Origin of the sequence: Crocosphaera sp. Alani8 (genome assembly GCF_038442745.1) — a bacterium.
GTDB lineage: Bacteria > Cyanobacteriota > Cyanobacteriia > Cyanobacteriales > Microcystaceae > Crocosphaera.
Map to the genome: position 1 here is coordinate 1 of NZ_JARVCN010000421.1, position 2,473 is coordinate 2,473.

The 2,473-nt window shown below is 32.6% G+C and carries 2 protein-coding genes; both read right to left on the reverse strand.

Features of this window, described 5'->3' with window-relative positions; genetic code table 11:
• Window positions 1–451: 451 nt before the first annotated feature.
• Entirely contained in the window at window positions 452–910 is a 459-nt protein-coding gene (locus P9B04_RS20515; RefSeq protein WP_342056828.1) for a helix-turn-helix domain-containing protein, read from the reverse strand.
• 791 nt (window positions 911–1,701) lie between these two features.
• A complete protein-coding gene (locus tag P9B04_RS20520) occupies window positions 1,702–1,992 on the reverse strand; it encodes a hypothetical protein (RefSeq protein WP_342056829.1) in 291 nt (96 codons plus the stop codon).
• Window positions 1,993–2,473: the final 481 nt, after the last annotated feature.

Below are 2,473 nucleotides of genomic sequence, written 5' to 3' on the forward strand. Positions count from 1 at the left end.
ATCAGCTATTAGCTATCATAAGTATTACTACTTTGTCTAAGCTTAGAATAGTTTTGAATTGACTTATCAAGTTCTGATAAGAATAACTGTATTAAGACAAGAGCGGATTGTTTTCTTCTCTCATTATTCATAACAAAATCGCCATTTCCTTCTATTAAAGGAATAGCTGATTCTAATAACACTCTATTGCTATTAATTATGTCTATGATTTCACAATAGCCTAGAATTAATGAGTAATCTGTACATTTTGCTGGTATAATAGTTAGGCTCCTATTTAATTCGGTAAGTAGGTGAAGTCCCAATAAATAAGTAACTGGTTACTACTTATTTGTTGGGCATTATATGTTATTATATATATACAATGTTAATTTGTCTCTAATTATTAAAAAATGAGCAAAATATATTAATATTCTACTCATCTCTAAAAGTTTTATATTTAGGATTAGCTAAATTAATCTAATTCATTCTGAATTTCTTTAGCTATTCCTAACTGTTCCCAAAAGTCTAATGTCTTGTGCCATTGTTTATCATTACCTTTATAAGCGAAGTTTGGATCTACCATGTATATCTTTACTTGCTTTTCAGTACCAATTAATCTTAGATAATCACATTCAATTAACTTTTTAACTGATCTTGCAGCAACCTGTTGAGTTTTTCCAATTCTCCCTGCAAGTTCACTGACAGACATCTTGAAATAATTGTGATAAGTCATATATTTGACCATGGCCAATAAAACAATCCTATCGTTTCCTTTTAAGACATCATCGCTAATCAGACGCTCCACGCCCCTTTGAAATAGAACTGAGAAGCCTTGTCCGTTATACACTCCTTTATTCCTAGTTGAATTAATTACATACACTTTAGAATCCTTATCGTGTTTGATTACTGTTTCTCGTTGTTGATTTTCCATGATACGTTGAAAATGAATAATTACCTACATCACAGGAAGTGTAAACCTACATCATCTGTGATGTAAAGGAGGGGGTTGAAAGCCTTATATAATCAGGGTTCTAGAAAACCCCTCTTTTATCTTTAGAAATACCCTCTAGCTTGTACGCCAATACTACTATGGATACTAGCTAAGCTCAAATACCGATTATATATACGTTCCAGAATGTAATATAAGAAAAACAAATGTAATCTTATTAATAAATAAGTCTAATTTATTTACTATTAGTACAGTAAGAACAAAACAATCCTCTTGTAAGCCTGATTGTGCCGTTCTCAATGCACACATAACAAGCTAACCTCTAATTCAGTCTACAAATGACTTTTAGTAGTGCAGCTTGTAATTTTGTACTGGTTATTTATTTTTAACTAAATTCTGTTGGTAACAACCGTATATACAGTTGAGGGGAAGAACACTTCTGCAGCACTCTGTGAAAGCGGAATGGGGGGACGTTTCCCCCCATACCCCTCTCGATAGCCCGTTTATCCTGCTCAAAACATATCTCTTGATGCAGAGGTCATAATTTATATTTTCACGTCTCTTAGAGCTATTTTTGTTGCGCTGATAGAATCTTTTAAAGCAGATAGCAACCCCCACCTCCTAAACACGAATGCAACAAGGTGGGAATGTACTAATCGAGTATGTCTCGAGCCACCTGGATAAGAAACGGGCTAGGAACTCATTGCCAGGTACACTTTAATACTAACAAGATTACTTACAATTGTCAACAAAATAATTACTTGTTACAAGTATTAATTAGTGTGTTTAAATAGTGAATATAACTTTACCAATTTATCTTCTAATTTTTCAAAAGATACCTTAGCACTTTTGCGTTGTCTTAAAATAGAACTAAACAAGCTATTCAATTGAGAAATTTTAATGATAATAAAGCTATCCTTGTCTTCTACTTTATCAGACATTATTGATAGTCTGTATTCATCAATTAGAGCTTGTACTTGTTCCGCTATTGGTTCAGGGACACGCATTACACAGGTGTTATAGGGAGCTTTTTGCCCTCTACCACCCACTGGTTTTATCTTCATTGTGAGACATTAACTCCTGTAACTCAAGTTCATATAAACAGTAAGAACACTTAATACTTTCATCATCAAGATATAAAACTCCGTGACCAATAACATCGTCACATTTAGGACAATTAAACTCACCATAGATATCTAATAAATATGATATTAGTTCTCTAATTTCTGAGCTATGCTTGATATTCATTAAGCTGTTACAAGTTATTTATATACTAATTATATTACCTGTAACAAGTAATGTCAACTATTTTATTATCATGAAAGTATTGCTTCTCAACTAATAGATAAGTTAATCTTATTAGTTATTATTATTCAAATTCCTTAGAATTTTAAACGTTTCCCCTAGTAGCATTAGAATCGTCTACAAAGAACGCTAGACAACGAATGATGTATCCCCTTGAGGTATCCTGTTTCATCTGTTCTAGAGCCTTGAGGGTCAAAAGCATGATTATATGGATGTTTCAGAGAGAGTTAATTTTCTGAT

What these genes read in the sequence shown, in the direction of transcription:
- P9B04_RS20515 (WP_342056828.1), bottom strand. Translation starts at nt 910, where the DNA reads ATGGAAAATCAACAACGAGAAACAGTAATCAAACACGATAAGGATTCT.
- P9B04_RS20520 (WP_342056829.1), bottom strand. Translation starts at nt 1,992, where the DNA reads ATGAAGATAAAACCAGTGGGTGGTAGAGGGCAAAAAGCTCCCTATAAC.